The sequence below is a fragment of the Streptomyces sp. SID10853 genome (assembly GCF_010548145.1).
Taxonomy (GTDB): Bacteria; Actinomycetota; Actinomycetes; order Streptomycetales; family Streptomycetaceae; genus Streptomyces.
In genome coordinates this window covers 1-26,370 of record NZ_JAAGLN010000078.1, presented here as the reverse complement: position 1 = coordinate 26,370, position 26,370 = coordinate 1, and the positions used below count along the sequence as shown (strand labels likewise).

Sequence of the window (26,370 nt, the reverse complement as noted above, 5' to 3'; positions counted from 1 at the left end):
GCCGAGCTGCGGCAGGACGAGGTAGAGGGCGCCGGCTGTCGCCGACACCGTGAGGAGCCCGGTGGACGAGGCCCGGTGCGGGTCGGGCAGGCCCGCGATACCGCCGGCGGCGACCGCCGTCGCGGTACCTGAGCCCACGCCGCCGATGGCGGCCCCCGCGATGACGAGCGGGAGATACGCGGTGGTCGCGGCGGCGGCGTAGCCGACGACGGTGAGCAGCAGCCCGGCGCGGGCGACCCGCTGCGGGCCGATGCGCTCGACGTGCGAGGCCAGTACGAGACCGGCGCCCGCCGAGCAGAGGAGGAGGACCGAGCCGGCGACGCCGGCTTCGGCAGGAGAGAGGCCGAGACCGGAGCCGAGGCGTCCGACGATGGTCGGCAGGAGGTATGAGGCGAGGTAACCAGCGGTGAACACGGCGATGAGAGGCCATGTGGCGCGTGAGCGCGAAGACACGGGCGTTCCTGACAGAGATATGCCTGTGACCAGGCAGAAGAGTGGGGGGAAGTGGGCGTCGTGTCATTGACGGGAGCGCGTGGTCACCTATCCATCAACCACGCTGAGTCAACGAAACCTACCAATACGTGATCTATAGCACTTTCGGTTTATAGTCACGCAGGCACGGACGGCGCCGGGTTTTTTTTACTCAGATCCAGTCGGGTGCGCCGGGCAGCGCGTGTGCCGCGGCCTCGATCTCGGCCCGTACCTCGCGCATCGTCGCGACGATCCGGCGCTCGTGTTCATCACTCAGCCGGGCCACCGGGACCGAGCAGCTGACGGCGTCCACCGCGGGCGTGTCGTACCGCAGCGCGAAGCCGAAACCGACGATTCCGGTGACGCCCTCCTCGCGGTCGACCGCGTACCCCCGCTCGCGGACCAGCGCCAGATCGGCGTCGAGGGCGGTGCGGTCGGGCAGCGTGTTCGTGGTGAACCGCTCCAGCTCGCCGGCCGGCAGCCCGCCCGGGTCCCGCTCGGCGAGCAGTGCCTTGCCCAGTGCGCTGACATGGGCGGGCAGCCTGCGGCCGACCCGGCTGAGGGTGCGCAGATACTCGTGCGACTCGCGGGTGGCGAGGTACACGATGTCGCCGCGGTCGAACCGCCCCAGGTGGACGGTCTCGCCCAGTGCGGTGGACGCCTGGTCCAGATACGGCTTGACCGCCCGCACCCGGGCGTCCGTGTCGAGGTAGCTGGTGCCGGTGAGCAGGGCGCGGATGCCGATGCCGTACAGCGATCCCGTCGCGTCGGTACGGACCCAGCCCCGGTCGGTCAGCGTCTGGAGCAGGGCGTACATGGAGCTGCGGGGTACGCCCAGCTCGTCGGCGAGTTCCCGCAGCCGGGCGGGCCGGTCGCCGCGCGCGGCGAGCACCTCCAGCAGCTCGACGGTGCGGCCCGCCGACTTCACCTCGCGTACGCCTCCGGTCTCCGGCATGCCCAGATCCTAAGGCCCGCCGGCAGGCGGGTGTGGTGCCGGGACTCTTGACGCTCCTGGCCCGGGTATCTACTGTCTGTCTCCATGCTTGGACATCATCTACATACGGAGACAGCATGAATGTGGTGGCCCGTCTCAGGGAAGGCATGGCTCGCGGCGTGCTCTCCTTCCCCCTGACCAGCTTCACCGCCGGCGGCGAACTCGACATCGAGAGCTACCGGGCCTATCTCGAAACCCAGCTGGCCGCCGCCCCCGGCGCCGTCTTCCCCGCCTGCGGCACCGGCGAGTTCTTCTCGCTCGACGAGGACGAGTACCGCCGGGTCGTCACCACGACCGTCGAAGTGGCCCGCGGACGGCTCCCCGTCGTCGCCGGCATCGGATACGGCTGGGCACAGGCCGCCCGGTTCGCCCGCATCGCCGAGGAGGCCGGAGCCGACGCGGCGCTCGTCATGCCGCACTACCTGGTCGCGGCCCCGCAGGACGGCCTCGTCGCGCAACTGGAGCAGATCGCCGCCCGCACCCGGCTGCCCCTCATCGCCTACCAGCGCGGCCAGGTCGCCTTCACCGCGGAGTCCCTGCGCCGAATCGCCGCCATCCCCGGGGTCATCGGCCTCAAGGACGGCCACAGCGACCTCGACCGGCTCCAGCGCCTCACACTCGCCGCACCCGACGGCTTCCTGTTCTTCAACGGCGCGTCCACCGCCGAGATCCAGGCCCGCGCCTACGCCACCGTCGGCGTCCCCGCCTACTCCTCAGCGGTCCACGCCTTCGCCCCCGAGATCGCCGGCGCCTTCTTCACCGCGCTCCGCAAGGGCGACGACGCCGGCACGGACACCCTGCTGCGCGGCTTCTACGTACCCCTGGTCGAACTCCGCGACCGGGTACCCGGCTACGCCGTCTCCCTGGTCAAGGCCGCCGCCCGGCTGCGCGGCCACCGGGTCGGCCCGGTCCGCGCCCCGCTGACCGACCCGGGCCCCGCCGACCTCGCGGCCCTCGAAACCCTGCTCACCACCGGACTCGACCTGGCAGGAGCCACCCGATGACGCAGTCCACGCCCCGCAGCCTGACCATCGCCGAAGTACGCCTCACGCCCGTGCTGATAGCCGACCCGCCGCTGCTCAACGTCCAGGGTGTGCACCAGCCGTACACCCCGCGGCTGGTCGTCGAGATCGTCACGGCGGACGGCGTCACCGGCGTGGGCGAGACCTACGGCGACACCAAGTACCTGGAGATCGCCCGCCCTTACGCCGAGCTGCTCCCCGGCCGCTCCATAGCCGACCTCAACGGTCTCGTCCCCCTCTCACGACAGGTGGGCGTCGACGCCGCACGGATCGAGAACGCGGTCGACGTGGGCGGCCTGCGCGGCGTCCAGACCGCCGACAAGCTGCGCCTTTCGATCATCTCGGCCTTCGAGGTCGCCTGTCTCGACGCGCTGGGCAAAGTCCGCGGCCTGCCGGTGCACGCCCTGCTCGGCGGCAAGGTCAGGGACTCCGTCGAGTACAGCGCCTACCTCTTCTACCGCTGGGCCGAGCACCCGGACGGCGCCGGCGAGCCCGACACCTGGGGCGAGGCGGTCGACCCCGCAGGCGTGGTCGCGCAGGCCCGCCGCTTCGTACGCGACTACGGATTCACCTCCTTCAAACTCAAGGGCGGTGTCTTCCCGCCCGCCGACGAGGTCGCCGCGATCAAGGCCCTGGCCGAGGCGTTCCCCGGCCACCCGCTGCGCCTCGACCCCAACGGCGGCTGGACACCGGAGACCTCGCTCGAGGTCGCCGGCGAACTGGCCGACGTACTCGAGTACCTGGAGGACCCGACGTCGGGCACACCTGACATGGCCGAGGTCTCCGCCGGTACGCGGGTCCCCCTCGCGACCAACATGTGCGTCACGACGGTCCCGGAGATCCGCGAGGCGTTCCTGAAGGACGCGGTCCAGGTCGTCCTCTCCGACCACCACTACTGGGGCGGCCTGCGCGCCACCCGTGAACTGGCCGCGATCTGCCGCGCGTTCGGGGTCGGGCTCTCGATGCACTCCAACACCCACATGGGGATCAGCCTCGCGGCGATGACCCATGTCGCGGCCACCGTCCCCAACCTGGACTACGCCTGCGACAGCCACTACCCGTGGCAGACCGACGACGTGATCACCACCCGCCACGTCTTCACCGACGGTCGTCTCCCGGTCTCCGAAACCCCCGGCCTCGGTGTCGAACTCGACCGCGACGCCCTCGCCCGCCTCCACCGGCGCTGGCTCGACGACGACGGCACGATGCGCGACCGCGACGACGCCGGCGCGATGCGCAAGGCGAAGGGCTACGAGGACTGGACGTCCCCGGCGCTGCCCCGCTGGTAACCCCTCCGCGCCTCTCCCCGCTCTCCCTGCCCTCCCCGACTCTCCCCACCCTGCACTGCCTCGCCCTGCCCACGATCGGAGCCGCTCGTGTCCGCAGCACCCTCCGCCCCCGTAGAGCACTCCCCGGCTGTCCGCTCCGCCGTCCACAAGGTCTTCCGGCGCGTCGTACCGCTCTTTTTCGTCATGTTCGTCGCCAACTACATGGACCGGGTGAACCTGGGCTTCGCCCAGGACCAGCTACGGGCCGACGTCGGGCTCTCCGCCGCGGCCTTCGGGCTCGGCGCCGGGATCTTCTTCATCGCGTACGCCGTCTTCGAAGTCCCCAGCAACATGCTGATGGAACGCTTCGGCCCCAAGGTCTGGCTCACCCGGATCATGATCACGTGGGGCATCGTCGCCACCGCGATGGCCTTCGTCAGCAGCCCCGGGATGTTCTACGCCCTGCGCTTCCTCCTCGGCGTCGCCGAAGCCGGCTTCTTCCCCGCCGTGATCTACTACCTGTCCCGCTGGCTGCCCGACTCCCACCGCGGCAGAGCCACCTCCATCTTCCTGATGGGGTCAGGGGCGGCGACCGTCGTCGTCGGCCCCGTCTCCGGCGCCCTCCTGGAGATGCACGGCATCTGGGGGCACTCCGGCTGGCAGTGGATGTTCTTCGTCGAGGGCGTCTTCTCCGTCCTCCTCGGCTTCGTCGTCTACCGCTTCCTCGACTCCGGCGTCGAGCAGGCCGGCTGGCTGACGGACGAGGAGAAGCGCGGCCTCGTCGCGGCCATCGACAGCGAGCAGGAGGAACGGGACGTCCACCGGGGCGCCGCCGCGGTGTCCCGCTGGAAGCTGCTCGCCGACCCGCAGATGCTGCTCTTCCTCTGGATCTACTTCGCGATCAACGTCGCGCTGTACGCGGTGACGTTCTGGCTGCCCGCGATCGTCCACGACATCGGCGGGCTGAGCGACTTCCAGGTCGGCCTGCTGACCGCGGTGCCCTGGCTGTTCGCGCTCGTCGGGCTGTACGTGTCGGGCCGGATCTCCGACCGCATCGGCAAACGCCGCCCGGTCCTGATGGGTCTGCTGCTGATCGGCGGCACCGGCACGCTGCTCGCCGTCCTCGTCTCACCCTGGGTGGGCCTCGGCGCGCTGTGTATCGCCGCGATGGGCTTCAAGCCGGCCTCACCGATCTTCTGGACCATCCCGCAGAGCTACCTGGACGCACGGGCCGCTGCGCCCGGCATCGCGCTGATCAACTCCATCGGGAACCTGGGCGGGTTCGTCGCGCCGACCGCCTTCGGACTGCTGGAGGACTCCACGGGGTCCACCAAGGGCGGGCTCGTCGGACTCACCGTGATCGGGTTCCTCGCCGCGCTGAGCGTGCTGCTGGTGCGGGGCGGCGGCCGTAACGACAAGGTCAGGGCCAGGCCCGCGACCGTCCCCGCGAGCACGGTCCCCGCAACGAACCCCGGGCCGGACCCCGGGCCGGACCCCGGGGTGGCGCCGCGCAGTACGGCGTCCGGAGCCGCCGCACGGCCGGCGACCGCCTGACCCGGCGGGCACGGCCGCCGTCAGGCCGGCTCCGCGGGACGAGTCCGCGCTCCTGTCGGACCCGTGGTGCAGACTGGCCTGACGGCACGGCAACCGGGGAGCGCAGGGTGGTCCACGACAACAAGAAACTCGACCCGCTGGACGGGCTGCGCGCCCCCCAGGATCCCGCCTGCGACGTCTTCCTCACCGGCACGGTCTTCCTGGACATCGTCTTCACCGGCCTCGACAGCGCACCGGTGCGCGGCACCGAGTCCTGGGCGCGCGGCATGGGATCGAGCCCCGGCGGGGTGGCCAACATGGCCACCGCGCTGGCCCGGCTCGGGCTGCACACCTCGCTCGCCGCCGCCTTCGGCGACGACCACTACGGCGAGTACTGCTGGGACGCCCTGGAACAGGGCGAACAGATCGACCTGTCACGCTCCCACACCGTGCCCGGCTGGCACTCCCCGGTCACCGTCTCCATGGCGTACGAGGGCGAGCGCACCATGGTCTCGCACGGCCACGAGGCGCCGCCGCCGGCCGGCAGTTACCCCAACTGCCCGCCACGCGCCCGCGCCGCCATCGCCTCACTGGGGCCGGGCAGCCGCGAGGAGTGGGTCCTGCACGCGGCCGACCGCGGTACGAAGGTCTTCGCCGACGTCGGCTGGGACGAGACAGGACGCTGGGACCTGGCGGGCCTCGCCGACCTGGAGCACTGCGAGGCGTTCCTGCCCAACGCCGAGGAGGCGATGCGCTACACCCGCACCGACTGCCCGCGCGCGGCGGCACGCGCCCTCGCCGAGAAGGTCCCGCTGGCCGTCGTCACCCTGGGTGCCGAGGGCGCGTACGCCGTCGACGGATCGACCGGCGAGTGCGCGTCGGTGCCCGCCATCGCCGTCGAGGCGCTGGACCCGACGGGCGCGGGTGACGTCTTCGTCGCGGGCTTCGTCACCGGGACACTGGCGGGCTGGCCGCTCGCCGACCGGCTGGCCTTCGCGGGCCTCACCGCGGCCCTCTCGGTCCAGGAGTTCGGCGGCTCCCTCTCGGCGCCCGGCTGGGCCGAGGTCGCCGCCTGGTGGCAGCGCGTGCGGACCTGCCGGGGCCAGGATCTCGCCGCCCTGCGCCGGTACGCCTTCCTGGAGGACCTGCTGCCCGCGGCGGCCCGCTCCTGGCCGCTGCGCAGGGCCGTACCGACGATCGGCTTCCGCACACCGTGAGGGGCCCGGTGACCTCCCCGGCAAGCGGCCCGGCGATGAGATCGGCCGGCCGGCCTTAAACCCGTGGCGTTGTCGGTGCGGCGTCGTAGGCTTGGTGTTCCAGAGGTTGTCGAGCAGCGAGAACCCTGCAACGGGAGGTATGCGCAGGCCCGAGGGCCGGCCCATGACTCAGTCACCCACACAGCCACAGGCGCGTGCCCACATCACGATCCCGGCCGCACACCCCATGGTGATGCTGCTCGGCTCGGGCGATTCCCTGCTGCGCGTGATCGAAACGGCGTTCCCGGCGGCCGATATCCATGTCCGGGGCAATGAGATCAGCGCCACGGGAGCGGCGGCCGATGTCGCCCTGATCCAGCGCCTGTTCGACGAGATGATGCTGGTGCTCCGCACCGGGCAGCCGATGACGGAGGACGCTGTGGAACGCTCGATCGCCATGCTCCGGGCCAGCGAGAACGGCGAGGGCGAGCCGGGGGCCGAGACCCCCGCCGAGGTCCTCACCCAGAACATCCTGTCCAGCCGCGGCCGCACGATCCGCCCCAAGACGCTCAACCAGAAGCGTTATGTGGACGCCATCGACAAGAACACCATCGTCTTCGGCATCGGCCCCGCAGGTACCGGCAAGACGTACCTCGCGATGGCCAAGGCGGTCCAGGCACTCCAGTCCAAGCAGGTCAGCCGGATCATCCTGACCCGCCCTGCGGTCGAGGCGGGGGAGCGGCTCGGGTTCCTCCCCGGCACCCTCTTCGACAAGATCGACCCGTATCTGCGCCCGCTGTACGACGCGCTGCACGACATGCTGGACCCGGACTCGATCCCCCGCCTGATGGCAGCGGGCACGATCGAGGTGGCGCCGCTCGCTTACATGCGGGGAAGAGCGCAACCGGTCTTCACCAACGTGCTGACACCGGACGGTTTCCGCCCCATCGGTGACCTGAAGGTGGGCGACCTGGTCGTCGGGTCGAACGGTGAGCCGACGCCCGTCCTCGGCGTATACCCGCAGGGCGAGAAGGACATCTACCGGGTCACGGCCCAGGACGGCTCCTGGACCCTGTGCTGCGGCGAGCATCTGTGGACGGTGCGCACGGCCTCGGACAAGCGCCGGGACAAGCCGTGGCGGGTCCTGGAGACCAAGGACATGATCGGCAATCTCCGTGCCGCACATGCCCGCCGTTACGAGCTGCCGATGCTCACGGCCCCCGTCAGCTTCCCCCGCCGCGAGGTCCCCATGGACCCGTACGCCCTCGGGCTGCTCCTGGGCGACGGCTGCCTGACGGGTGCCACCACGCCTTCCTTCTCCGCCAATGACCCGGAACTGGTTTCCGCGTTGGAGCTCGCGCTGCCCGGTGTGACAGCGCGCCACAAGGACCGGTGCGACTACGTCCTCAACCGGGTGAGTGCGCCCGGCGATGTCATCACGCTGGAGAACCCGGTCACGGAAGCCCTTCGCGCCCTCGATCTGCTCGGTACCAAGTCCCCTTCGAAGTTCGTTCCTGACGGCTACCTCCACAACGCGGTGGGCGTCCGGCTGTCCCTGCTCCAAGGGCTCCTGGACTCCGACGGGGGACCGGTGACGCAGGCCGACCGGACCTGCCGCATTCAGTACACGACCACATCGATCTCGCTCCGTGACGATGTCATCGCGCTGGTCCAGTCGCTCGGCGGCGTCGCTTACACCCGCCGCAGGGCCGCGGAAGACCGCAAGTCCGGCAGGGCGAACGGGCGGGATGTCCCGTACCGCCATGACGCGCATGTGGTCGACATCAGGCTCCCGGACGGTATGGAGCCCTTCAGGCTCGAACGGAAGCTGGAGAAGTACCGCGCGGCCGGCGGCGGTGGGCGCCCGATGCGCTTCATCGACAGCATCGAGCCTGCGGGCCGTGAAGAGGCGGTGTGCATCCAGGTCGCAGCCGAGGACTCGCTCTATGTCACTCAGGACTACCTGCTGACGCACAACACCCTGAACGACGCCTTCATCATCCTCGACGAGGCGCAGAACACCAGCGCCGAGCAGATGAAGATGTTCCTCACCCGGCTCGGCTTCGACTCGAAGATCGTCGTCACCGGTGACGTCACCCAGGTCGACCTGCCGAGCGGCACGAAGAGCGGGCTGCGGCAGGTGCAGGACATCCTGGAGGACATCGACGACGTGCACTTCTCACGGCTCACCTCCCAGGATGTCGTCCGGCACAAGCTTGTCGGCCGTATCGTCGACGCATACGAGAAGCACGACAGCCAGAAACAGCTGTAGGCACAGCGTTCAGCCGCCGGCAGCAGCTGCAGGCACAGACCGAAAGAGTCAACAGGCCCCATGTCGATCGACGTCAACAACGAGTCCGGAACCGAGGTCGACGAGCAGGCGATCCTCGACATCGCCCGTTACGCCCTCACACGGATGCGGATCCACCCGCTCTCCGAACTGTCCGTGATCGTCGTGGACACCGAGGCCATGGAGCAGCTGCACATCCAGTGGATGGACCTGCCGGGTCCCACGGATGTCATGTCCTTCCCGATGGACGAGCTGCGTCCGCCGGCCAAGGACGACGAGGAGCCCCCGCAGGGGCTCCTCGGTGACATCGTGCTCTGCCCCGAGGTCGCCAAGCAGCAGGGCGAGGACGCCCCGACGCAGCACTCCATGGACGAGGAGCTCCAGCTCCTGACCGTCCACGGGGTGCTGCATCTGCTCGGTTACGACCACGAGGAGCCGGACGAGAAGGCCGAGATGTTCGGTCTGCAGGCCGCGATCGTCGACGGCTGGCGGGCGGAGAAGGGGCTCACCGGCCCCTCCCCGGCGCCGACCGTCTCATGACCGCGCAGCTGATCGTCGGCGCGGTCGCGCTGGTCGTGGTCGCCTGGCTCGCCGCCTGCGCGGAGACCGGCATCGCCCGTACGTCGAGCTTCCGGGCCGCCGAGGCCGCACGGTCGGGGCGGCGCGGCAGCGAGAAACTGGCGCAGATCGCCGCCGACCCGACCCGGTACCTCAACGTGGCGCTGTTGGTGCGGGTCGCCTGCGAGATGGCGTCCGGGGTCCTCGTCACGTACGTCTGCCTCCGGGAGCTGTCCGAGACCTGGCAGGCGCTGGCGCTTGCCATCGCCCTGATGGTGCTGGTGAGTTATGTGGCGGTCGGTGTCTCGCCGCGCACCATCGGCCGCCAGCACCCGCTCAACACGGCGACCGCCGCCGCCTATGTGCTGCTGCCGCTGGCCCGGGTGATGGGCCCCGTCCCGCAGCTGCTGATCCTCATCGGTAACGCGCTGACGCCCGGAAAGGGCTTCCGCAAGGGGCCGTTCGCCTCCGAGGCCGAGCTGCGCGCCATGGTCGACCTCGCCGAGCAGGAGTCGCTGATCGAGGACGAGGAGCGCCGGATGGTGCACTCGGTCTTCGAGCTGGGCGACACCCTGGTCCGTGAGGTGATGGTCCCGCGCACCGACCTGGTCTGCATCGAGCGTTCCAAGACGATCCGCCAGGCCACCACGCTGGCGCTGCGCTCGGGCTTCTCGCGGATCCCGGTGACGGGGGAGAACGAGGACGACATCGTCGGCGTCGTCTACCTCAAGGACCTGGTCAGGAAGACCCACATCAGCCGGGACGCGGAGACCGACCTGGTGTCCACGGCGATGCGCCCCGCGGTCTTCGTGCCCGACACCAAGAACGCCGGTGATCTGCTGCGCGAGATGCAGCAGGACCGCAACCATGTCGCCGTCGTGATCGACGAGTACGGCGGCACGGCGGGCATCGTCACCATCGAGGACATCCTCGAGGAGATCGTCGGCGAGATCACCGACGAGTACGACCGTGAGCTGCCGCAGGTGGAGGAGGTGGGCGAGGCCCGCTTCCGGGTCACCGCCCGTCTGGACGTCGACGACCTGGGCGAGCTGTACGGGCTGGACGAGTACGACGACGAGGACGTGGAGACCGTCGGCGGTCTGTTGGCCAAGGCGCTCGGCCGGGTGCCGATCGCGGGCGCGTCCGCGATCGTCGACCTGCCGGACGGCAGGCGGCTGCGGCTCACCGCCGAGTCCCCCGCGGGCCGCCGGAACAAGATCGTGACTGTGCTGGCCGAGCCGGTCGCCGAAGCGGAGGAGACAGCGGGATGACACCGGAGGAACTCAGGGCGTTCTGCCTGGAATTCAACGCCGCGGCCGAGGAGTTCCCGTTCGGCCCGGAGACCTCGGTGTTCAAGGTGTGCGGCAAGATCTTCGCTATGAGCCACCTGGACGGCGACCCGTTGCAGGTCTCGCTCAAGTGCGACCCGGACGAGGCGGTCCGGCTGCGCGCCGAGTACGAGGCGGTCGTCCCCGGCTGGCATCTCAACAAGCGGCACTGGAACACGGTGACGGCCGGGCCGCTGCCCGACCGTCTGGTCCGTGAGCTGATCGAGGATTCGTACGACCTGGTGGTGGCCGGTCTGCCGAAGGCGGAGCGCCTCCGGCTCGACCGCCCCTGACTTCACGGTTTCGCGGTTGCGGCCGCGTCCGTTCAGGCGGCGTGGCCGCGGTCACGGCTGCCGCCCCGGAGCCCGGCGGCCACCAGCACCGCGGTCCCGACGAGGATCGCCGCGCCGGTGCCCAGCACGGTCCGCACCCCGTCGAAGAGGTCGGTCCCGGTGGTGGCCAGCACGCCGAGCAGCGGGATGCCGAGGGTCATACCGATCTGCTGGGTCGTGGTGACGAGCCCGGTGGCCAGGCCCTGTTCGGCGTCAGGGACACCGGAGGTGACGGTCAGCCCGTACGAGATGATCGCGCCCAGGTGCGCCATGCTGGCCACCGAGACGGCGGCCGTGGCCAGCCAGACCCCCGAGTCGGTGCCGAGCCCCAGCAGCGCGCCGATGAACAGGCCCTGGGCGAGCAGCGAACCGACCAGGGTCCGGCGGGCGCCGAACCGGCCGATGACCTTCGGGGCGGCCATCCCGGCGGCCACCGACGCCAGCCCCTGGACACCGAAGACCAGCCCGGTCCTGAAGCTGGACAGGTGCAGGACCTCCTGGAGGTACAGGGTCAGGACGAAGACCACGGTCGACATCATCGAGAAGGTGATGAGCCCGCCGAGGTTGCCCCAGGCCACTGTGCGCCGCTTCAGCATCGGCAGGGACACCAGCGGCGCGTCGGCGCGGGATTCGATGACCACGAAGCCGGCCAGCAGGGCGACGCCGAGGACCAGCGAGACCAGGACGTCCGTGTGGCCGAAGCCGCGCTGGGCCGCCGTCGACAGGGCGTAGATCATCGCGAGGAGTCCGCCGGTGACGGTGACCGCGCCGGGGATGTCGAGCCGCTGCCGCCCGGGGTGGCGGGACTCGGTGAGCAGCCCCGGTGCCGACGCGAGGACGAGGACCGCCGCGCCGCCCAGCAGGCCCATGGTCGAGCGCCAGCCCAGGGTGTCGGTCAGGACGCCGCCCAGCACCATGCCGACGGTGAAGCCGAGCGAGAGCAGGGTGCCGCTGATGCCCAGCGCCCGGTCGCGCTGCGGGCCTTCGGGGAAGGTGGTGGTCAGCAGGGACATCCCGGTCGGCACGATGACGGCAGCGCCCAGGCCCTGGAGGGCCCGCCCGGCGAGGAAGACCTCCTGGTTCCAGGCGAACGTCGCGATGAGTGAGGCGGAGCCGAAGACGGCGAGGCCGGTGAGGAACAGCCGGCGCCGGCCGAACAGGTCGGCGATCCGGCCGAAGAGCAGCAGGAAGCCGCCGGACGGCAGTGCGAACGCGGTGACGGCCCACTGAAGTCCGGCCTGTGTCATGCCCAGGTCCTTGCCGAGCACGGGGAGCGCCACGTTCAGTACGGAGAAGTCGAGCGCCACCATGAACTGGGCGGCGCACAGGACGAGCAGGACGAGCCGGGCCCGGCCGGAGAGCCGGTCGTCGCCGGGTGGGGCGGGGCTCGGGGTGAGTGTGGATGAGGTGTCGATCGCCATGTCCCGAGCTTCGGGCTCCGGGAACAATCGTGGGGAGCGGGAACTTATGCTGGTGGCCGCACCACCAGGCAGCCGGACAGGGGGAGAAGGCGTGGCGAGTCCGATCGAGGACAGTATCGCGGGCGGTGTCGCGGGCGGTGCAGCGGACAGTATCGCGGGCGGTGTCGCGGGCCGTGCAGCGGACGGTGTCGCGGGCGGTGTCGCGAGCAGGGCGGACGGGCCGCGGCCCGGTACCAAGGCGCACCGGCTCAGTGAGCTGCGGGAGTTCCTGATGAGCCGGCGGGCCAGGATCACCCCGGCGGAGGCCGGGCTGCCCGACGGCGGCGGCCGGAGGCGTACGCCGGGGCTGCGGCGCGAGGAGGTCGCCGTCCTGGCGGGTGTGGGCGTCTCCTGGTACCAGTGGCTGGAGCAGGGCCGGGACATCACGGTGTCGCCGCAGGTCCTGGACTCGGTGGGCCGGGTGCTACGGCTGAGCAGTGTGGAGCGCCGCCATCTGTATGTGCTGGCGGGGCTGAACCCGCCGCCGCAGGAGGTCGATCCGTCCCATGTCGACATGTGCGACGGGCTCAAGCGGCTGATCGACGCCTGGATGCCGTTCCCGGCGCACATCATGGACCCGTACTGGAACACGGTCATGTACAACGACGCTGCGGCGATGACGCTGGCCATGCGCCCCGACATCGTGCAGAACTGTCTGATCGCGTTCTTCACCGACCCCGTCTACCGGTCCCGTGCCAAGTGCTGGGAGTCCGTGGCGCACCAGGTGGTGGCGCAGTTCCGGGCGGCCTGCTCGGAGCGCCCCGATGACGACGGTTTCCAGGCGGTCGTCGCCGAGGCGAGGGAGCGCAGCGCCGAGTTCGCCGAGCTGTGGGACCGCCGTGACATCGCGCCCGGCGGCCAGGTCCGCAAGGAGCTGGAGCATCCGGTGGTGGGCACGCTGTTCGTCGAGTCGACCCAGCTGAGGGTCCCGGCCCGGCCCGATCTGGCGATCGTGCTGCACACCCCGCTGCCCGACACGGGGACGGAGGCCAAGCTCCAGTGGCTGGCATCGCCCGAGGGACGCAGGGGCTCGATGTACCCGGTCGCCAACTGACCGGTGCGGGCTCTTTATGCTCTGCCCATGAGCGACGACGCAGCGAACAGCGCAGACAGCGGTACGGGTACGGGCACCGGCGGCGGTACGGCGAGCGCGGCGGCCGGTGCCGCGGTGCCGGACGCAGAGGACCGCAAGATCATCACGCTGGCGCGCAGCGCCCGGGCCCGTAACGGGGTGCCCGAGGGCGCCGCCGTACGGGACGAGACGGGGCGTACGTATGTCGCGGGCACCGTCGAGCTGGACTCGCTGAAGCTCTCGGCGCTGCGGACCGCCGTGGCGATGGCGGTCGCGAGCGGGGCGCGGTCGCTGGAGGCCGCGGCCGTGGTCAGCGCCGCCGGCGAGGTGTCGGACGAGGACCGGGCGGCGGTGCGCGACCTGGGCGGAGCCGGTACGCCGGTGCTGCTTGCGGGCCCCGACGGCACACTGCGGACGACGGTGGCGGCGGGCTGACCGGGCTGACCGGGATTGATCGGGATGACCGGACTGATCGGGCTGACCGGGCTGACCGGGCTGACCGGGCTGACCGGGCTGACCGGGCCGGCTGGTAACAACCTCCGCTGTCTGCTGCTGTACTGACGGCGCGTCAGCCGACAGTCAGAGGGCAGGGCTGAGCCGGGCGGCCCGGCGCGCTCAGAGTGCGTCGGGGCCGCGCTCGTCCGTCCTGACGCGTACGACCGTCTCCACCGGCACGGCCCAGACCTTGCCGTCCCCGATCTTGCCGGTGTGGGCGGCCCGTACCACCGCGTCGATGACCGCCTCGCTCTCCGCGTCGCCGACGACCACCTCGATCCGGACCTTCGGCACCAGGTCGACGCGGTACTCGGCACCCCGGTAGACCTCGGTGTGCCCGCGCTGCCTGCCGTATCCGCTCGCCTCGGTGACCGTCAGACCGTTGACCCCGAGTTCCTGGAGGGCCGTCTTGACGTCGTCGAGCTTGTGCGGCTTGACGACCGCGGTGACCAGCTTCATGGCTTGACCTTCTGCAGCGCGGAGGCGGAGAGCGGGGCTCCGTGGCCCAGCACGCCGTGATCGTAGGCGCTCTCGGCGTGCACCGTCAGGTCGAGGCCCTGCTGCTCGTGCTCCTCGTCGGCCCGGAACCCGGTCAGCCGGTCGATCGCCCTGCCGATGCCGTACGTCATGGCGAACGCGTACACCGCGACCGCCAGCACCCCGAGGCTCTGCCGGCCCAGCTGGCCGAACCCGCCGCCGTACAGCAGCCCGCGCGCGCCGCCGGTCATCCCGGAGGTCGCGAACAGCCCGATCAGGAGCGTCCCGACGATCCCGCCCACCAGGTGCACCCCGACGACATCCAGCGAGTCGTCGTAGTTCAGCCGGAACTTCCAGCCGACCGCGTACGAGCAGAGCACCCCGGCCGCGAGCCCGACGGCCAGCGCCCCGATCAGCCCGACCGCACCGCAGGACGGGGTGATCGCGACCAGCCCGGCGACCGCCCCGGAGGCCGCGCCCAGGGTGGTCGGGTGGCCGTCCCGCTTCTGTTCGACGAAGAGCCAGCCGAGGAGCCCGGTGCAGCCTGCGGCGAGTGTGTTCAGGAAGGCGGCGGCCGCCAGCCCGTTGGCGCCGAGCGCCGAACCCGCGTTGAAGCCGAACCAGCCGAACCAGAGCAGTCCCGCACCCATCACGACCATCGGCAGGTTGTGCGGGCGCATCGAGTCCTTCTTGAAGCCGAGGCGCGGCCCGAGCACCAGACAGAGCGCGAGCCCCGAGGCGCCGGAGACGATCTCGACCGGCATACCGCCCGCGAAGTCCAGGGCTTTCAGATCGCTGAGGATCCAGCCGCCGGGCCCCCACACCCAGTGGGCCACCGGGACGTATACGAGCAGGGCCCACACGGGGACGAAGACCAGCCATGCGCCGAACCTGGCCCGATCGGCGATGGCGCCGCTGATCAGCGCCGCGGTGATGATCGCGAAGGTGAGCTGGAAGGTGGCGAAGAGCAGCGTCGGGACGGAGCCGCGCACACTGCCGGGGCCGATGCCGGCCATTCCGGCGTGGCCGAGTCCGCCGATCAGGCCGCCGAACGCGTCGGGGCCGTAGACCAGCGAGTAGCCCGCGACGAGCCAGACCACGGTGACGAGCGCGATCGACACGAAGCTCATCATCAGCATGTTGAGCACACTCTTGGTGCGGACCATCCCGCCGTAGAAGAGCGCGAGGCCGGGCGTCATCAGCAGGACCAGCGCGGTCGCGGCCAGCAGCCAGGCGGTGTCGCCGGTGTCGATCCCGGCGGCCAGGGTGGTCAGCGGTGGCAGGGGTGTCGCAGGCGTCGCATGCGTCACAGGGGGGTCACCTCTCCGGTTACGTTCCGGTAGAGGTTCCCGCCTCCGGGTTTCCACCTGGCTGCACTCGTGTTTCCTGCGTATTTCGTGTCGCGGGACTGTTACCGGGAACTCACCGCGGGGCCACCTGGTCGGCGCCCACCGGCCGATCGGGGAGAATGGGCGCCATGAGCGTTCACACCCAGTCATCCGAAGCCGCCCACCGGGCCGGTTTCGCCTGCTTCGTCGGCCGCCCCAACGCGGGCAAGTCCACTCTCACGAACGCTCTCGTCGGCAAGAAGGTGGCGATCACCTCCAGCCGGCCGCAGACCACCCGCCACACGGTGCGCGGCATCGTGCACCGCCCGGACGCCCAGCTGATCCTGGTGGACACCCCCGGCCTCCACAAGCCGCGCACGCTGCTGGGCGAGCGGCTCAACGACGTCGTACGGACCACCTGGGCCGAGGTCGACGTCATCGGCTTCTGCGTCCCCGCCGACCAGAAGCTCGGCCCCGGCGACAAGTTCATCGCCAAGGAACTCGCCGGGATCAAGAAGACCCCGAAGATCGCCGTGGTCACCAAGACCGACCTGGTCGACAGCAAACAGCTCGCCGAGCAGCTCATCGCCATCGACCAGCTCGCCACGGAGCTCGGCTTCGAGTGGGCCGAGATCATCCCGGTCTCCGCGGTGGGCGACCAGCAGGTCTCGCTCCTCGCCGACCTGATCGCCCCGCTGCTCCCGCTGAGCCCCCCGCTCTACCCGGAGGGCGACCTCACGGACGAACCAGAGATGGTGATGGTCGCGGAGCTGATCCGGGAGGCCGCGCTGGAGGGCGTACGGGACGAGCTGCCGCACTCCATCGCCGTCGTCGTCGAGGAGATGCTGCCCCGCGAGAACCGCCCCGCGGACAAGCCGCTCCTCGACATCCACGCGAACGTGTACATCGAGCGGCCGAGCCAGAAGGGCATCATCATCGGGCCCAAGGGCGCCCGGCTGAAGGATGTCGGTATGAAGTCACGCAAGCAGATCGAGGCGCTGCTCGGCACGCCGGTCTTCCTCGACCTGCATGTGAAGGTGGCGAAGGACTGGCAGCGGGACCCGAAGCAGCTGCGGAAGCTCGGGTTCTGACGCCGGGCGGGCACGCCGGCCAGGACGACTCCGCCCGCCCGAACGGCACCGCCCGCCGGGACGGCACCGCCCGCCGGGACGGCCTTGCCTACGCCCCCTCCTTCAGTACCCGCGAGATCAGTGACCGCTGGGCCTCGCTCAGGCGCGGGTCCGTGCAGTACACCGTGCGGTCGTCCACCGTGATCCGGTAGTTGAAGCCGTCGGGCACCCCCTGGGGCGGTGCGTCGTGGCCCGCCGCCACCGCCTGTTCCGCCAGCTCGTGCCACTCACCCGCATCGGCCCGGGCCGAGGTGTCCACCTCGGCCCGGCGCTCGATACCGGCGAAGCCTCCCGTGCGCCTTACCTGGATACGCATGGGACCTGTCTACCCCCTATCGGCCGTTCACGCGCCTGTCGCGACACCGACCGTGGACCACGCCTTGGTCACCGCCTCCTGCTCGTCGCCGCTGCCGAAGCGGGCCCGGGCGGCCGCGACCGTCAGCCGGGCGAAGTCCGCGAAGCTCGCGTCGGCCGCCAGCTCGCCGCCGGTCAGGGTGTCGTACCAGATCTGTCCGGCCCGCTCCCACGCCTTGCCGCCCAGGGCGTCCGCCAGCAGGTAGAAGGCGTGGTTGGGGATGCCGGAGTTCAGGTGCACGCCGCCGTTGTCGTCGGTGGTCTTGACGTACCCCTTCATCGTCGCCGGCTGCGGGTCCTTGCCCAGCACGTCGTCGTCGTACGCGGTGCCCGGAGCCTTCATCGAGCGCAGCGCGACCCCCGAGACGCGGGGTGCGAGGAGACCGGCGCCGATCAGCCAGTCGGCCTGGTCGGCGGTCTGGCCCAGGGCGTACTGCTTGATGAGCGAGCCGAAGACGTCCGAGACGGACTCGTTGAGCGCGCCGGACTGGCCGGAGTACGCCAGGTTCGCCGTGTACTGCGTGACGCCGTGGGTGAGTTCGTGGCCGATGACGTCCACCGGGATGGTGAAGTCGAGGAAGATCTCCCCGTCACCGTCTCCGAAGACCATCTGACTGCCGTCCCAGAAGGCGTTGTTGTACTTCCGGTCGTAGTGGACGCTCGCGTCGAGCGGCAGTCCCTTGCCGTCGATCGAATACCGTCCGTACGCCTTGAGGTACAGCTCGAAGGTGGCGCCGAGGCCCGCGTACGCCCGGTTGACCGTCGCGTCCTTGCCCGGCTGCGCGCCCTCCGACCTGACCTTCGTGCCGGGCAGCTGGGTGCCGTGCCCGGCGTCGTAGATGGTGCGCTTCGGTGTCTTCGGCGCCGGGTCGGCCGGTCCGGAGACGCCCCCGTCCTCGCGCACGGCCGCGGCCATGGCGGTCAGACGCCTGCTGCGGTGCGAATGGTCCGCGTCCAGGGTGCGGCGGGCGGGGCCGGAGAGCTGTGGGTCGTCGGCATCGGCGAGCTTGCTGAGGATGTGCGGCGGAATGATGGTGCAGAAGACGCTGCCCGTCGTGTCAGTCATGTCAGTCGTGTCAGTCATGTCTTCGAATGTGGCACTGCGTAAGGGAGTTGTCACTGGTTGCGACGGTTATTGACGAGAAAGAGTGACTCCGGGAACCCGGCGACCTGGACCGGACCTGGGCCGGACCTGGCCGGGCCGACCTCACCGGTCGACAGTCCGCATACTGATACGGCAGCGGCGTTCCCGGCGCCGCTGGGCTAGGCTGCGGAACATCATGCGTTTCGGGCTGCTTCTCCTTAGCTGCCGCGGCGAGGGCCTGTAGTCGTAGGCCGACCCCCTCCCCGCGGAGTCTGGTGCTGCAGCGGCACAGTCGGCCTTCCCCCGCCGGATCCCGAGGAGCCCTACGCAGATGTCGAACCCCACGCCGATCACCAACGCCACCCGGACGCAGAAGCCGTCCGGAATGCCGGTGCACAAGTACGGTCAGTACGAAGCCGTCGAGATCCCCGACCGCACCTGGCCCGACCAGCGCATCACGAAGGCCCCCCGCTGGCTGTCCACCGACCTGCGCGACGGCAACCAGGCCCTGATCGACCCCATGTCGCCGGCCCGCAAGCGCGAGATGTTCGACCTGCTGGTGAAGATGGGCTACAAGGAGATCGAGGTCGGCTTCCCCGCCTCCGGCGAGACCGACTTCAACTTCGTACGCTCGATCATCGAGGAAGAGGGCGCGATCCCCGAGGACGTGACCATCTCCGTCCTGACCCAGGCCCGCGAGGACCTGATCGAGCGCACCGTCGAGTCGCTGCGCGGCGCGCACCGCGCGACCGTGCACCTGTACAACGCGACCGCGCCGACCTTCCGCAGGGTCGTCTTCCGCGGCTCCAAGGACGACATCAAGCAGATCGCCGTGGACGGCACCCGCCTGGTGATGGAGTACGCCGAGAAGATCCTCGGCCCCGAGACGCACTTCGGCTACCAGTACAGCCCCGAGATCTTTACCGACACCGAGCTGGACTTCGCCCTGGAGGTCTGCGAGGCGGTCATGGACGTCTGGCAGCCCGAGGCCGGCCGCGAGATCATCCTCAACCTGCCCGCCACCGTGGAGCGTTCGACGCCCTCCACGCACGCGGACCGCTTCGAGTGGATGTCGCGCAACCTGTCGCGCCGCGAGTACGTCTGCCTGTCCGCCCACCCGCACAACGACCGCGGCACCGCCGTCGCCGCCGCCGAGCTGGCCGTCATGGCGGGCGCCGACCGTATCGAGGGCTGTCTGTTCGGGCAGGGCGAGCGCACCGGGAACGTCGACCTGGTGACCCTGGGCATGAACCTCTTTAGCCAGGGTGTCGACCCGCAGATCGACTTCTCGCAGATCGACGAGGTGCGCCGCACCGCCGAGTACTGCAACCAGATGGAGATCCACCCGCGCCACCCCTACGCGGGCGATCTGGTCTACACGTCCTTCTCCGGCTCCCACCAGGACGCCATCAAGAAGGGCTTCGACGCGATGGAGGCCGACGCGGCCGCGCAGGGCAAGTCGGTCGACGACATCGAGTGGGCCGTCCCCTATCTGCCGATCGACCCCAAGGACGTCGGCCGCTCGTACGAGGCCGTGATCCGGGTCAACTCGCAGTCCGGCAAGGGCGGTATCGCGTACGTCCTGAAGAACGAGCACAAGCTGGACCTGCCGCGCCGGATGCAGATCGAGTTCTCGAAGATCATCCAGACGAAGACCGACGCCGAGGGCGGCGAGGTCACGCCGAAGGACATCTGGGCGATCTTCCAGGACGAGTACCTGCCCAGCTCGGTCGAAGGCGACGCCCGCTGGGGCCGGATCCAGCTGCGTTCCGGCCAGACCACCACGGACACCGACGGCCGGGACACCCTGACGGTCGAGGCCGTCGTGGACGGGGTCGAGACGGCGCTGTCGGGCACCGGGAACGGTCCGATCTCGGCCTTCTTCGCCGCGCTGTCCGAGACCGGTGTGGACGCCCGGCTCCTGGACTACCAGGAGCACACGATGAGCGAGGGCGCGAGCGCGCTGGCCGCCTCGTACATCGAGTGCGCGATCGACGGCAAGGTCATGTGGGGTATCGGCATCGACGCCAACACCACCCGGGCCTCGCTGAAGGCGGTCGTCTCCGCGGTCAACCGGGCCGCCCGCTGACCCTGCCCGGTCCCCGCTCGTTCCAGCACGTCCCCGCATGACCCGGGGCCGTACCCGAGGTGTTCTTACGGGTACGGCCCCGGTTGCGATATTTGGGCTCTTTCAGCCGTGCGGAACCCATGTGACCTCCCCGTTTCCCGCCCGCGGCGGTGCACGGCGATGGTCGGGACCCAGCCATCTCCTGTCAGGGTGCTGACGCCACATCACTGATGTGGCTAACATCACGTCCACATGGCGGCCCTGTGTCCAACGGAACAACCGGGGGACACGGGCGTGGTGGAGCGCAACGCAACGGAGCGTTGCCGGTGTTACGGAGGTGAGCCGTGCTGTCAGTCCGTGGACGAAGCGGCAAGAAGTCGATCATCTGGGCCGTCCGCACCTCCTGGGACACGGTCGGCGACGGCGAGTTCTTCTGCGCGGACTGCGGGGGAGACCGCAACTACCGCCGCCTGACCGGCCGCCGTCGGCTCACCGTGCTCGGTCTGCCGCTTCTCTCGCGCGGCAGCACCGGCCCTGTGGTCGAATGCGCCGCCTGCTGGACGCAGTTCTCCACCGACACCCTCGACCGTCCCACCACCACCCGCTTCTCGGCGATGCTGCGCGATGCCGTCCACACCGTGACGCTCGCCGTCCTCACCGCGGGCGGCACCGGCTCGCACGCGGTGGTCGAGACCGCCGTCTCCACGGTCCGTGCCGCCGGGTTCGACGAGTGCACCGAGGAGCAGCTGACGGCGCTGGTCGAGGCGCTCGCCGCGGACACCGGTCGTTTTGTCACGGACGCCGAGCCGTGCGGGGCGGCGCTCACCATCGAGCTGCACGAGTCACTGCAGCCGCTGGCGCCCCATCTCGCCCCGGTGGGGCGGGAGTCGATCCTGCTCCAGGGCGCCCGGATCGCCCTGGCCGACGGCCCGTACAGCCCGGCGGAGCGCGAGGTGCTCGCGACGGTCGGCGGCGCGCTCCAGCTCTGCACGGAGGACACGGCCCGGCTGCTGGCGGCGGCGGCCCGCACGCCGTCCTGAGCGGCGGCGGCCCGCGTACCTTCCTGAGCGGCGGCGGCCCGCGTACCTTCCTGAGCGGTGCGGCTCGCATACCGTCCTGAGCGGGGCTTCCGGGACTGCTTCGCCCGCGCCCCCTCTGGGTTCCGTCACGTCATCTCGTGCTCCGCGAACGTACGGAAGTCGCGCGGCGGGCGCCCGGTGAGCCGCTCGACGGTGTCGGTGGTGCGGTCCTCGGCTCCGTCGGCGATGGCGCGGTCCAGGCCGGCGAGCAGTGCGGCGAACTCGGCGGGCATGTCCGCGGACAGCCGTTCCCGCATCTGCTCTTCACTGAGCTGCCTGTGGGTGACGGTCCGCCCCGTGACCTGGGTGACGAGGCCGGCGATGTCCCCGTGGCTCAGCGCCTGGGGCCCGGTGAGGATCAGGTCGGTGTTCGGGGCCCGCGTGCAGGTCAGCGCGTGTACGGCGACGGCGGCGATGTCGTCCGCGTCGATGAATCCGACACGGCCGTCACCCGTGGCGGTCTCGATGGTGCCGTGCTCCCGGATGCTCCGCGCGTGGTGGTGGCCGCCGGTGAAGTTCTGCATGAACCACGAGGGCCGCAGCACGGCCCAGGCGTCGAAGAGATCCGGCAGGGCCTGGTGCACCTGCCCGACGGCCGGGCCGCCGGCGGGGATCGCCGACGAGCTGAGCAGCACTGCCCGGCCCACGCCTGCCGTCCGGGCCCGCCGGAGGAAGGGCAGCATCACAGCTGCCGGGTCCAGGGAGCCGAGCGGCGGGATCAGATAGACCCGGTCGGCTCCGTCCAGGGCCGCGCCGTGGGTCGCCGGGTCGTTCCAGTCGAAGCGGACGGCCTCGGCCCCGGCCACCGCGGTGGCGCGGCGGCCGGCCGCCCTGGCCCGGTGACCGCCCGCCGCGAGGCGGGCGACGACGCGGCTGCCTGTGGTGCCGGTGGCGCCGATGACGAGTGTGGTGGCCGGTGTGGTCATCGGCTGCCTCCCGTGAAGTCGCTCGCCGTGTCCTGGAGGACGGTGAGCGGGTTCCAGTAGTCGCGGTAGTGGGTGATGAGCCCGTCCCTGACGGTCACCACGGCGATATACGTCATGTCGAAGGGGCTGCCGGTCCCCACCACGCGGCCCACCCCGCGCATCTCCACCACGATGGTCTCCGGGACGGTGGTCCGGTGGATCTCGACGGAGGGGAAGTCGTGGAGGTCGATGTGGTCGGGGTATCCGCGGATGTAGTCGGCGATCGCGGCCCTGCCCTCCAGCCGCTCGGGCCAGCCGTCGGGTGCGAACGGGAACTCGAAGACCCCGTCGTCGTCCCAGAGGCCGATCCAGCCCTCCATGTCCTTGTCCAGCATCAGCTGCAGGCTGTGGCGGAAGAGGTCCGCCGGTGCCGTGTCCGTGGCCATGAGCGCTCCGTCCCATAAGATGCGGACCCGCGGTCCGTTTCATTGGAAGATACGGACCGCGGGTCCGCTTTGCAACTGGAGGGAAGCGCATGTCCGAGCGCAAGCCACGCAAGGACGCGGCACGTAACCGGGTGGCCGTGTTCGCGGCGGCCGATGAGCTCTTCGCCCGCTGCGAGAGCCCCGACGCCGTCACCATGGCCGACATCGCGGCGGCGGCCGGTGTGGGCAAGGCGACGCTCTTCCGCGCCTTCGGTGACCGCGCCGGTCTGATCCGGGCGCTGTACGACGCACGCCTCGCGCCGGTCAGGGGGGCGGCCGACGAGGGCCCGCCGCCGCTGGGGCCCGCCACCGCGCCACTGCTGCGCGTGCCCGCCCTGCTCGACGCCCTGCTCTGCTTCAAGCTCGACAACCGCCACCTCGCGCTTGCCCTGGAGGGCGGGAGCGGCGCCAGTCCGTACGGGGCCGGGCATTACGCGTGGTGGCACGGCCTGCTGCGCGGGGCGCTGGAGGAGATTCCCGGCTTCGCGGGCGGAGACTTCACCGCACACGCGCTGCTCGCCGCCGTCCGGGCCGACCTCGTGGAACACCTCGCAGGCCAGGAGCGGAAGAGCCGTGAGCAACTGCGGGCGGACCTGGCGGCCTTCACTGCCGGGGTGCTCGGATCCGCTGCCACGCGGAGCTGAATACGGCAGAGATTTTGGGATGGTTTGCCCGTATTTAGTGGGTCATAACCCCAGAAGGGGACTTTTTATGGTGCGCCGAAAGTTGCCACGACGCTGTCGGTGGGTTTATAAGAGGGATGTGGCTGTGGCGATTCCGGGAATTCCGGGGACTGCCGCCATGGAGGTTTCCCATGCTTCTCACTCCGTCCGACACGGAGAAATTGCTGCTGAGTGTCGCAGGAATGGTCGCCCGCGACCGGCGTGAACGCGGCGTACGTCTGAATTATCCCGAGGCCGTGGCACTGCTCGCCTGCTGGGCGATGGAGCGGGCCCGTGAAGGTGCCCGTGTCGCCGATCTCATGATGGCGGGCAGAACTGTCCTGACCCGGGCTGACGTGCTCGAAGGCGTACCCGAGATGCTGCACGACGTCCAGGTCGAGGCGACCTTCCCCGACGGGCGCAAGCTCGTCACGATCACCTCGCCGATCCCGTGATTCCGGGGGAGATCCGCACAGGACCGGGCGTACTCGAAATCAATGAAAAGCTGATGCAATTGCGCTTGGGCGTGGTGAATGACGGTGACCGGCCCATTCAGGTCGGCTCGCATTTTCACTTCTCCGACGTGAATCCTGCCCTTTCTTTCGACCGGGCCGCGGCCGAGGGATTCAGGCTCGATATTCCGTCCGGCACCTCGCTGCGCTTCGAGCCCGGAGTCGGCGCCGACGTGACCCTGGTCGAGCTCGGCGGCCGGCGGGCCGTCCCCGGCCTCGTCCTGCCCGGCGCCCGCGGCGGCACACGCACCAGTACCGGCACCCACATGACGCACACCCCACCCACGGCACGGACGGAGGAAGGCTGAGATGGCCCGGATGACCCGCGCCGCCTACGCGGCGCTCTACGGACCCACCGCCGGGGACCGGATCCGCCTCGCCGACACCGACCTGTGGATCGAGGTCGAGGAGGACCGCTGCTTCGGCGGCGACGAGGCCGTCTTCGGCGGCGGCAAGTCCATCCGCGAGTCCATGGCCCAGGCCACCGCCTCCCGGGCCGATGGCGCTCTCGACCTGGTCATCACCAATGCCGTCGTGCTCGACCACTGGGGCATCGTCAAGACGGACGTCGGGATCCGCGCCGGCCGGATCGTCGCACTCGGCCGCTCCGGCAACCCCGACATGAGTGACGGCGTCCACCCCGGCCTGGTGATCGGCCCCGGTACCGACGTGGTGTCGGGCGAGGGACGCATCCTGACCGCAGGTGCCATCGACACCCATGTGCACTTCCTGATGCCGGAGACCCTGCACGAGGCGCTCGCCACGGGCACCACCACCGTGATCGGCGGCGGCACCGGGGCCGGCGAGGGGTCCAAAGCGACCACCGTCACCCCGGGCGCCTGGAACCTCGCGATGATGCACCGCTCCCTGGACCGGGTCCCGCTCAACATCATGCTGTTCGGCAAGGGCTCCACCGTCGGCGAGGAGTCCCTGCGCGAGGCCGCGCTCGGCGGCGCCGGCGGCTACAAGGTCCACGAGGACTGGGGCGCCACACCCGCCGCCATCGACGCCGCCCTGCGCGCGGCCGACACCTACGGGCTCCAGGTCGCCCTGCACGGCGACAGCCTCAACGAGGCCGGTTACGTCGAGACCACGCTGGACGCCATCGGCGGACGCGGCATCCACGTCTTCCACGCCGAGGGCGCGGGCGGCGGCCACGCCCCCGACATCATCACGGTGGCCTCACACCCCAATGTGCTGCCCGCGTCCACCAATCCGACGCTCCCGCACACCGTCAACACCGTCGCCGAGCACCTCGACATGCTGATGGTCTGCCACCACCTCAACCCCCTGGTCCCCGAGGACCTGGCCTTCGCCGAGTCCCGTATCCGCGCCTCCACCATCGCCGCCGAGGACGTCCTGCACGACATCGGCGCGCTCTCCATCACCTCGTCCGACGCCCAGGCCATGGGCCGTATCGGGGAGGTCATCTGCCGCACCTGGCAGGTCGCGCACACCATGAAGCAGCGGTTCGGCGACCGCGGCACGCAGCTGCCCGCGGACAACGAACGCGCCCGTCGCTATATCGCCAAATACACCATCTGCCCGGCGGTGGCCCATGGCATCGACCATGTCGTCGGCTCCGTCGAGCCCGGCAAACTCGCCGATCTGGTGCTGTGGGACCCGGCGTTCTTCGGTATCAGGCCCGCCGCCGTGCTCAAGGGCGGCATGGTGGTGAGCGCGCCGCTCGGCGACGCCAACGCCGCGATCCCCACCACCCAGCCGGTCCTCATCCGTCCCACGGCGGCGGCCGACGCGGCCCCGCACCTCTCGGTGACCTTCGTCGCCCCGGCGGCCCTTGAGGACGGGCTCGCCGAACGGCTGGGCTTGGTACGGGAGTTGGTCGCCGTACGGCCGACCCGTCACCTCACCAAGGCGGATCTGCCCAACAACACGGCGCTCCCGGCGATCGACGTCGACCCCGAGACCTTCGCCATCCGAATCGACGGGGAGCTCGTCGAGCCCGCCCCGGCCGCCGAACTGCCGCTCACCCAGCGGTACAGCATGTTCTGATGCGTAATGCCTTGACGCATCCCGCCCCCGCGCATCCCACCCCGACGCATGCCACCCTGACGCGTACCGCCCCGGCGCGCACCTCCGGGCTCGCGCCCCTGCTGCTCGCGGACGGCCGGCTGCCGGTCGGCGCCTACACCTACAGCGCCGGGCTCGAACCGGCCGTGGCGGCCGGGCTCACCCGCGACGGGATCCCCGCCCTGCTCCGGGCCCGGCTGCACACCACGGCCGTCACCGAAGCGGCCGCCGCGGTG

General features: G+C 70.5%; 26 protein-coding genes and 1 pseudogene. 18 read left to right on the top strand and 9 right to left on the bottom strand.

What is annotated here, in order from left to right:
• The coding region (locus G3I19_RS17295; RefSeq protein WP_164264513.1) for an MFS transporter at positions 1–453 on the bottom strand (453 nt) is incomplete at its 3' end.
• 190 nt (positions 454–643) lie between these two features.
• Complete coding sequence (locus tag G3I19_RS17290) at positions 644–1,426, bottom strand: IclR family transcriptional regulator (protein ID WP_164264512.1); 783 nt, start codon at positions 1,424–1,426, stop codon at positions 644–646.
• Positions 1,427–1,542: 116 nt separating this feature from the next.
• On the opposite strand from G3I19_RS17290, the gene G3I19_RS17285 reads away from it, so the two are divergent.
• The 8 genes from G3I19_RS17285 to G3I19_RS17250 all read left to right on the top strand — a co-directional run bounded on the left by G3I19_RS17285 (position 1,543) and on the right by G3I19_RS17250 (position 10,953).
• Positions 1,543–2,469, top strand: coding sequence for a 5-dehydro-4-deoxyglucarate dehydratase (locus G3I19_RS17285; protein WP_164264511.1), 927 nt, complete (start codon positions 1,543–1,545; stop codon positions 2,467–2,469).
• Positions 2,466–3,776, top strand: a complete 1,311-nt coding sequence (locus tag G3I19_RS17280; RefSeq protein ID WP_164264510.1) for a glucarate dehydratase family protein — start codon at positions 2,466–2,468, stop codon at positions 3,774–3,776. Before G3I19_RS17285 ends, G3I19_RS17280 begins: the two co-directional genes overlap by 4 nt.
• 87 nt (positions 3,777–3,863) lie before the next feature.
• On the top strand, positions 3,864–5,309 hold the full coding sequence (locus G3I19_RS17275; protein WP_164264509.1) for an MFS transporter: 1,446 nt from the start codon (positions 3,864–3,866) through the stop codon (positions 5,307–5,309).
• A 107-nt stretch (positions 5,310–5,416) separates the two neighbouring features.
• Positions 5,417–6,505 (top strand): PfkB family carbohydrate kinase, encoded by a 1,089-nt coding sequence (locus G3I19_RS17270; protein ID WP_164264508.1) that lies wholly within the window; start codon positions 5,417–5,419, stop codon positions 6,503–6,505.
• A 163-nt stretch (positions 6,506–6,668) separates the two neighbouring features.
• Positions 6,669–8,756: a PhoH family protein gene (locus G3I19_RS17265; RefSeq protein ID WP_164264507.1), complete on the top strand. Its 2,088-nt coding sequence runs from the start codon at positions 6,669–6,671 to the stop codon at positions 8,754–8,756.
• A 60-nt stretch (positions 8,757–8,816) separates the two neighbouring features.
• Positions 8,817–9,314, top strand: coding sequence for an rRNA maturation RNase YbeY (ybeY, locus tag G3I19_RS17260; RefSeq protein ID WP_164264506.1), 498 nt, complete (start codon positions 8,817–8,819; stop codon positions 9,312–9,314).
• Positions 9,311–10,603, top strand: a complete 1,293-nt coding sequence (locus G3I19_RS17255) for a hemolysin family protein (RefSeq protein WP_164264505.1) — start codon at positions 9,311–9,313, stop codon at positions 10,601–10,603. Before ybeY ends, G3I19_RS17255 begins: the two co-directional genes overlap by 4 nt.
• Positions 10,600–10,953 (top strand): MmcQ/YjbR family DNA-binding protein, encoded by a 354-nt coding sequence (locus G3I19_RS17250; RefSeq protein WP_164264504.1) that lies wholly within the window; start codon positions 10,600–10,602, stop codon positions 10,951–10,953. Before G3I19_RS17255 ends, G3I19_RS17250 begins: the two co-directional genes overlap by 4 nt.
• Positions 10,954–10,985: 32 nt before the next feature.
• On the opposite strand, the gene G3I19_RS17245 is transcribed toward G3I19_RS17250, so the two are convergent.
• The gene (locus G3I19_RS17245; protein ID WP_164264503.1) at positions 10,986–12,413 is read right to left on the bottom strand and encodes an MFS transporter; all 1,428 of its coding nucleotides are present in this window, start codon (positions 12,411–12,413) and stop codon (positions 10,986–10,988) included.
• Between the two features lie 271 nt (positions 12,414–12,684).
• Here G3I19_RS17245 and G3I19_RS17240 point away from each other — a divergent pair, with 271 nt between their 5' ends.
• Entirely contained in the window at positions 12,685–13,506 is an 822-nt protein-coding gene (locus G3I19_RS17240; protein ID WP_164264517.1) for a helix-turn-helix transcriptional regulator, read from the top strand.
• Positions 13,507–13,533: 27 nt separating this feature from the next.
• A complete protein-coding gene (locus G3I19_RS17235; RefSeq protein WP_239074453.1) occupies positions 13,534–13,959 on the top strand; it encodes a cytidine deaminase in 426 nt (141 codons plus the stop codon).
• A 180-nt stretch (positions 13,960–14,139) separates the two neighbouring features.
• Here G3I19_RS17235 and G3I19_RS17230 read toward each other — a convergent pair whose 3' ends face one another.
• Positions 14,140–14,478, bottom strand: a complete 339-nt coding sequence (locus G3I19_RS17230) for a P-II family nitrogen regulator (RefSeq protein ID WP_164264502.1) — start codon at positions 14,476–14,478, stop codon at positions 14,140–14,142.
• Positions 14,475–15,770, bottom strand: a complete 1,296-nt coding sequence (locus G3I19_RS17225; protein ID WP_275402746.1) for an ammonium transporter — start codon at positions 15,768–15,770, stop codon at positions 14,475–14,477. Before G3I19_RS17225 ends, G3I19_RS17230 begins: the two co-directional genes overlap by 4 nt.
• 203 nt (positions 15,771–15,973) lie before the next feature.
• On the opposite strand from G3I19_RS17225, the gene era reads away from it, so the two are divergent.
• Positions 15,974–16,915, top strand: coding sequence for a GTPase Era (gene era, locus G3I19_RS17220; RefSeq protein ID WP_164264501.1), 942 nt, complete (start codon positions 15,974–15,976; stop codon positions 16,913–16,915).
• An 88-nt stretch (positions 16,916–17,003) separates the two neighbouring features.
• Here era and G3I19_RS17215 read toward each other — a convergent pair whose 3' ends face one another.
• Together G3I19_RS17215 and G3I19_RS17210 are read right to left on the bottom strand one after the other, a co-directional pair.
• Positions 17,004–17,270, bottom strand: coding sequence for a protealysin inhibitor emfourin (locus tag G3I19_RS17215; RefSeq protein ID WP_164264500.1), 267 nt, complete (start codon positions 17,268–17,270; stop codon positions 17,004–17,006).
• Between the two features lie 27 nt (positions 17,271–17,297).
• Complete coding sequence (locus G3I19_RS17210; protein WP_164264514.1) at positions 17,298–18,374, bottom strand: M4 family metallopeptidase; 1,077 nt, start codon at positions 18,372–18,374, stop codon at positions 17,298–17,300.
• 349 nt (positions 18,375–18,723) lie between these two features.
• Here G3I19_RS17210 and leuA point away from each other — a divergent pair, with 349 nt between their 5' ends.
• Together leuA and G3I19_RS17200 are read left to right on the top strand one after the other, a co-directional pair.
• Positions 18,724–20,481 (top strand): 2-isopropylmalate synthase, encoded by a 1,758-nt coding sequence (gene leuA, locus G3I19_RS17205; RefSeq protein ID WP_164264499.1) that lies wholly within the window; start codon positions 18,724–18,726, stop codon positions 20,479–20,481.
• Between the two features lie 323 nt (positions 20,482–20,804).
• On the top strand, positions 20,805–21,500 hold the full coding sequence (locus tag G3I19_RS17200; RefSeq protein WP_164264498.1) for a TerB family tellurite resistance protein: 696 nt from the start codon (positions 20,805–20,807) through the stop codon (positions 21,498–21,500).
• Positions 21,501–21,625: 125 nt separating this feature from the next.
• Here G3I19_RS17200 and G3I19_RS17195 read toward each other — a convergent pair whose 3' ends face one another.
• Complete coding sequence (locus G3I19_RS17195) at positions 21,626–22,465, bottom strand: NAD(P)H-binding protein (RefSeq protein WP_164264497.1); 840 nt, start codon at positions 22,463–22,465, stop codon at positions 21,626–21,628.
• The gene (locus G3I19_RS17190; RefSeq protein WP_164264496.1) at positions 22,462–22,890 is read right to left on the bottom strand and encodes a nuclear transport factor 2 family protein; all 429 of its coding nucleotides are present in this window, start codon (positions 22,888–22,890) and stop codon (positions 22,462–22,464) included. Before G3I19_RS17190 ends, G3I19_RS17195 begins: the two co-directional genes overlap by 4 nt.
• 89 nt (positions 22,891–22,979) lie before the next feature.
• Between G3I19_RS17190 and G3I19_RS17185 the strand changes: the two genes are divergently transcribed.
• The 5 genes and pseudogenes from G3I19_RS17185 to G3I19_RS17165 form a co-directional block, all read left to right on the top strand.
• Entirely contained in the window at positions 22,980–23,573 is a 594-nt protein-coding gene (locus G3I19_RS17185) for a TetR/AcrR family transcriptional regulator (protein ID WP_164264495.1), read from the top strand.
• A gap of 170 nt (positions 23,574–23,743) precedes the next feature.
• Positions 23,744–24,046 (top strand): urease subunit gamma, encoded by a 303-nt coding sequence (locus G3I19_RS17180; RefSeq protein WP_164264494.1) that lies wholly within the window; start codon positions 23,744–23,746, stop codon positions 24,044–24,046.
• Positions 24,043–24,411: an urease subunit beta gene (ureB, locus tag G3I19_RS17175; protein WP_164264493.1), complete on the top strand. Its 369-nt coding sequence runs from the start codon at positions 24,043–24,045 to the stop codon at positions 24,409–24,411. Before G3I19_RS17180 ends, ureB begins: the two co-directional genes overlap by 4 nt.
• 1 nt (position 24,412) lies before the next feature.
• On the top strand, positions 24,413–26,116 hold the full coding sequence (locus tag G3I19_RS17170; RefSeq protein ID WP_164264492.1) for an urease subunit alpha: 1,704 nt from the start codon (positions 24,413–24,415) through the stop codon (positions 26,114–26,116).
• A pseudogene (locus G3I19_RS17165) lies at positions 26,116–26,370 on the top strand (hypothetical protein); the annotation flags it as partial. The gene G3I19_RS17170 and the pseudogene G3I19_RS17165, both read left to right, overlap by 1 nt.

Coding starts and splice junctions, on each gene's coding strand:
- G3I19_RS17290 (WP_164264512.1), bottom strand. CDS start 1,426: ATGCCGGAGACCGGAGGCGTACGCGAGGTGAAGTCGGCGGGCCGCACC.
- G3I19_RS17285 (WP_164264511.1), top strand. CDS start 1,543: ATGAATGTGGTGGCCCGTCTCAGGGAAGGCATGGCTCGCGGCGTGCTC.
- G3I19_RS17280 (WP_164264510.1), top strand. CDS start 2,466: ATGACGCAGTCCACGCCCCGCAGCCTGACCATCGCCGAAGTACGCCTC.
- G3I19_RS17265 (WP_164264507.1), top strand. CDS start 6,669: ATGACTCAGTCACCCACACAGCCACAGGCGCGTGCCCACATCACGATC.
- ybeY (WP_164264506.1), top strand. CDS start 8,817: ATGTCGATCGACGTCAACAACGAGTCCGGAACCGAGGTCGACGAGCAG.
- G3I19_RS17255 (WP_164264505.1), top strand. CDS start 9,311: ATGACCGCGCAGCTGATCGTCGGCGCGGTCGCGCTGGTCGTGGTCGCC.
- G3I19_RS17250 (WP_164264504.1), top strand. CDS start 10,600: ATGACACCGGAGGAACTCAGGGCGTTCTGCCTGGAATTCAACGCCGCG.
- G3I19_RS17245 (WP_164264503.1), bottom strand. CDS start 12,413: ATGGCGATCGACACCTCATCCACACTCACCCCGAGCCCCGCCCCACCC.
- G3I19_RS17240 (WP_164264517.1), top strand. CDS start 12,685: ATGAGCCGGCGGGCCAGGATCACCCCGGCGGAGGCCGGGCTGCCCGAC.
- G3I19_RS17235 (WP_239074453.1), top strand. CDS start 13,534: ATGAGCGACGACGCAGCGAACAGCGCAGACAGCGGTACGGGTACGGGC.
- G3I19_RS17230 (WP_164264502.1), bottom strand. CDS start 14,478: ATGAAGCTGGTCACCGCGGTCGTCAAGCCGCACAAGCTCGACGACGTC.
- era (WP_164264501.1), top strand. CDS start 15,974: ATGAGCGTTCACACCCAGTCATCCGAAGCCGCCCACCGGGCCGGTTTC.
- G3I19_RS17215 (WP_164264500.1), bottom strand. CDS start 17,270: ATGCGTATCCAGGTAAGGCGCACGGGAGGCTTCGCCGGTATCGAGCGC.
- G3I19_RS17210 (WP_164264514.1), bottom strand. CDS start 18,374: ATGACTGACACGACGGGCAGCGTCTTCTGCACCATCATTCCGCCGCAC.
- leuA (WP_164264499.1), top strand. CDS start 18,724: ATGTCGAACCCCACGCCGATCACCAACGCCACCCGGACGCAGAAGCCG.
- G3I19_RS17195 (WP_164264497.1), bottom strand. CDS start 22,465: ATGACCACACCGGCCACCACACTCGTCATCGGCGCCACCGGCACCACA.
- G3I19_RS17190 (WP_164264496.1), bottom strand. CDS start 22,890: ATGGCCACGGACACGGCACCGGCGGACCTCTTCCGCCACAGCCTGCAG.
- G3I19_RS17185 (WP_164264495.1), top strand. CDS start 22,980: ATGTCCGAGCGCAAGCCACGCAAGGACGCGGCACGTAACCGGGTGGCC.
- G3I19_RS17180 (WP_164264494.1), top strand. CDS start 23,744: ATGCTTCTCACTCCGTCCGACACGGAGAAATTGCTGCTGAGTGTCGCA.
- G3I19_RS17170 (WP_164264492.1), top strand. CDS start 24,413: ATGGCCCGGATGACCCGCGCCGCCTACGCGGCGCTCTACGGACCCACC.